The organism is Streptomyces hirsutus (assembly GCF_001418415.1).
Lineage (GTDB): Bacteria > Actinomycetota > Actinomycetes > Streptomycetales > Streptomycetaceae > Streptomyces > Streptomyces hirsutus.
Map to the genome: position 1 here is coordinate 1 of NZ_LIQT01000747.1, position 3,995 is coordinate 3,995.

Consider the following 3,995-nt stretch of genomic DNA (forward strand, 5'->3'; position numbering starts at 1 on the left):
GGGGGTGGAAGCGGCGGAGGCATCGGGCGCGTCGGGCCCGGCGGCCGGGGCGGGCGTCACGCCGGGCTCGGGGCCGTCCCGGCTCTCCCGTTCCATCGCGGCGCGGCGTTCCTCCAACCGCCTGCTCACCTCGGTCAGTCCGGCTCCGATCCGGCCGAGCCATCCTGGCACGTGCGACATGGTGCGTCCTTTTCCCCCGGTTCTCCTCATCACTCCCCCTGCTTCCCCCGGGGGCGTCGATCAGACCGTACAGGGCGAAAGCCCCGCACCGTNNCTGCCGTAGCGCTCGTTCATGTAGCCGAGGCCCCACTTGATCTGGGTGGCCGGGTTGGTCTGCCAGTCGGCGCCGGCCGACGCCATCTTGGTTCCCGGCAGTGCCTGGACGAGACCGTAGGCGCCGGAGGAAGGGTTCACGGCCTTGTAGTTCCAGGTGGACTCGTGGTCCACGATGTTGCTGAAGCACTGGAACTGGGCGGCCGGAATCATCTGCCGGGCCATCGCCTGGACCTCGGCGACGCTGTACGAGCTCTGGACCGCGAAGTCGGAGGCGGACGCGGCGGCCGTCTTGGAACGGCTGGCGGCCTTATCGGCCTCCTCGCGCTCCTTGGCTTCCTTGGCCGCCTTGGCTTCCTTGGCCGCCTGCTCGGCGGCTTCCTTCTTCTTGGCGATCGCGGTCTCTGCGGCGGCCTTGCGGGCCGCTTCCTCCGCGTCCTTCTTGGCGCTCGTGTCCGCGGCGATGGCCATGGTTTCGGCCTGCTGCGTCAGGGACGCGGTCTGCACCTCGACCTGCTGACCCGCGGGGATGTCCGCAAGCAGCGTGGTGCCGGCTGCCGTCGCCTCGAGGTCGTTGTTGGTCTGCGCAGTACTGCCCGACGCAACACCGACGACGCTTCCGACAGCGGTGACCGCCGTGGCCGAAGCCACTGCGAATCCCCGGACCGAGATCCGGCTCACACGGTTTCCTTCCAGCATCGACCGCTTCGGTGACCCTCGCGGACGCAATCGTGCCCTCGACACTGGCCTCCCCAACTCGGGTCACGGGAGGCACGGGCCCGGTGGGCAACTCCCGAACGGGAGCGCCGCGTGATGCTCGGGCGGCATACGACAACGCTATGCAGTTGATGCTGGTACTCGTGTGGCGCTCTACCGCTGGGGGTAAGGCTGCGTCGTATGCGGGGCCTGACAGGAGTGAGACTCTGCCGTAATACGGAGCCGGGAGGCAATTCCCTCGCGGGTGTGAAAGCTCACATCCCGTTTGGCTCAGGCGATTACCGGAAAGCCCCACGCACGCCGGCGCCGCCCGGTTAGGCTCTTCAGCCTTTCCGGACGGCGCCGACCATCAGACCTCACAGACCGCTCAGATCTGCCCGTCCTCCAGCATTTCGGTCACAAGGGCGGCGATCCGGGACCTCTCGGACCGGTTCAGGGTCACGTGGGCGAAGAGCGGATGGCCCTTCAGTTTCTCGACGACGGCGACCACTCCGTCGTACCGGCCCACCCTGAGGTTGTCCCGCTGGGCGACGTCGTGGGTCAGGACGACCCGCGAATTGGCGCCGATCCGGGACAGGACGGTCAGCAGTACGTTCCGTTCCAGCGACTGGGCCTCGTCCACGATCACGAACGCGTCGTGCAGCGAGCGGCCCCGGATGTGCGTGAGCGGCAGGACCTCCAGCATGCCGCGCGCGGTGACCTCCTCGATGACCTCGCGGCTGGTGACCGCCGACAGCGTGTCGAAGACGGCCTGCGCCCAGGGGCTCATCTTCTCGGCCTCGCTGCCGGGAAGATAGCCGAGCTCCTGTCCGCCCACCGCGTACAGCGGGCGGAAGACCATCACCTTCTGGTGCTGACGGCGCTCGAGCACCGCTTCCAGGCCCGCGCACAGCGCCAGCGCCGACTTGCCGGTGCCGGCCCGGCCGCCGAGGGAGAGGATTCCCACGTCGGGGTCGAGCAGCAGGTCGAGCGCGATCCGCTGCTCGGCGCTCCGGCCCTTGATGCCGAACGCCTCCCGGTCGCCGCGCACCAGCCGGACGTTGCCCTCGGGGGTGACCCGGCCGAGCGCCTTGCCGCGCTCCGACTGGATGGTCAGCCCCGTGTGCACGGGCAGGTCGGCCGCTTCGGGCACGTAGACGTGGCCCTCCTCGAAGAGGACGTCCACCTGCTCGCCGGGCAGGGTCAGTTCGGACATCCCGGTCCAGCCGGAGGCGTCCGTGACGGCGAGCTCGGCGCGGTACTCCTCGGCGAGGAGTCCCACGGAGGACGCCTTGATCCTGAGCGGGAGATCCTTCGACACGACGGTGACGTCGAATCCCTCGGCCTGCAGATTGCGGGCGACCGCGAGGATGCGGGAGTCGTTGTCCCCCAGGCGGTAGCCGCTGGGCAGCAGGCCGGGGTCCGAGTGGTTGAGTTCGACACGCAGGGTTCCGCCGAGGTCCCCGATCGGGAGGGGAGCATCGAGGCGGCCGTACCGCACCCGGAAATCGTCGAGCAGGCGCAGCGCCTGCCGGGCGAAGTAGCCGAGTTCGGGATGGTGCCGCTTGGCCTCCAACTCCGTCACCACGACGACGGGAAGCACGACCTCGTGCTCGTCGAAGCGGCTCAGGGCGTTGGGATCGGCCAGCAGGACGCTGGTGTCGATGACATAGGTGCGCCGGTCGGGCTTGTGGCGCTTTGTGCTGGTCACCACGGAAGGACGTACCCCCTCGGAAGAGGTCGGGGAGCGACGGAGCGGAGCTGGACCGGTTGACGGCGCCGATGCACGGGCCGAGAACCGGCCCTCCGCTGCTTCGTCCGTGCCGTGACCGCACGGTCGGGCTGGTGCAAAGGGCCTCCCGGGCGGACGACCTCGGGCCGCCCGCTGAGATCCGACACCCGTGGTTCGGGTGTCGACCTGTCTGACTTATGCCCTCGAACCATCGCGCCCATGCCCGAGTACCCGGCGGCACCCCGGTGAACTCCTCGTTACGTCCGTTCCTCCGAACGGCTGACCGACCCCACCCGGGGCCCCTCGGCCGCCGGACGGTGCCGCAGGCCGTGGCCTCAGCCGCCGTAACGCCGGTGGCGGGCCGCGTAGTCGCGCAGGGCGCGCAGGAAGTCGACCTTGCGGAAGGCCGGCCAGAAGACCTCGCAGAAGTAGTACTCCGAGTGCGCGGTCTGCCACAGCATGAATCCGGACAACCGCTGCTCGCCACTCGTTCGGATGACAAGGTCGGGGTCGGGCTGGGCGCGGGTGTAGAGATGACGTCCGATCATGTCGACGTCGACGGCCTCGGCGAGCGCCTCCATCGAGGTGCCCTTCTCGTGGGCGTCGAGGATCATGGAGCGCACCGCGTCGGCGATCTCCTGGCGACCGCCGTACCCGATGGCGACGTTGACCACTATGCCGTCCACCTGCGCGGTGACCGTCTCGGCCTCCTTGAGGGTGGTCTGCATCCCGGCAGGCAGCAGGTCGGGGGTACCGACGTGGTGCACCCGCCAGCGGCCGTCGGCCGCGAGACTGCGGACGACGTCCTCGATGATGCCGAGCAGCGGAACGAGTTCGTCCTTCGGCCGGTCGAAGTTGTCCGTCGACAGCAGCCACAGGGTGACCACCTCGACGTCCGTCTCGGAGCACCAGCCGAGGAACTCACCGATCTTGTCCGCGCCGACCCGGTGGCCGTGGACGGTACTGGAACCCGAGGCCTTCGCCCAACGACGGTTGCCATCCATGATGACGCCGATGTGCTTCGGCACCTGAGCGTGGTCCAGGCGGCCTCCCACCCGGCGCGTGTACAGCCTGAGCAGCAGGCCGCGCAGCTTGTCGCGCAGGTTCACGTGATCGTCAGCCCCTCCGTACGGATCGGACAGGGACGGCACCCGCCGCGATCCGCGCCATGCGGCCCGGTACTCCTCGGCCGCGGGCGGGCCCTGTCTCCCTGTGGCAGTCCCCGGGGGCGAAGCCTACCCCTGCGGGGGCAGAGGGCTTCAACGTCGGGGGTGGGGACGGTCCGGGGGCGCGC

2 protein-coding genes and 2 pseudogenes are annotated in these 3,995 nt (G+C 69.5%); all 4 read right to left on the minus strand.

Translation table 11 applies throughout. The annotated features are described in order from the left end of the window. Window positions 1-180: pseudogene (locus tag AOK11_RS43240) on the minus strand (AI-2E family transporter); the annotation flags it as partial. A 94-nt stretch (window positions 181-274) separates the two neighbouring features. Further along, window positions 275-954, minus strand: a pseudogene (locus AOK11_RS38200) (aggregation-promoting factor C-terminal-like domain-containing protein); the annotation flags it as partial. Window positions 955-1,357: 403 nt separating this feature from the next. Next, window positions 1,358-2,683 carry a PhoH family protein gene (locus AOK11_RS38205; RefSeq protein WP_055598192.1) on the minus strand — a complete coding sequence of 442 codons (1,326 nt, stop codon included), beginning with the start codon at window positions 2,681-2,683 and terminating at the stop codon, window positions 1,358-1,360. Between the two features lie 353 nt (window positions 2,684-3,036). Beyond that, a complete protein-coding gene (locus tag AOK11_RS38210) occupies window positions 3,037-3,810 on the minus strand; it encodes an isoprenyl transferase (RefSeq protein ID WP_055598193.1) in 774 nt (257 codons plus the stop codon). Window positions 3,811-3,995: the final 185 nt, after the last annotated feature.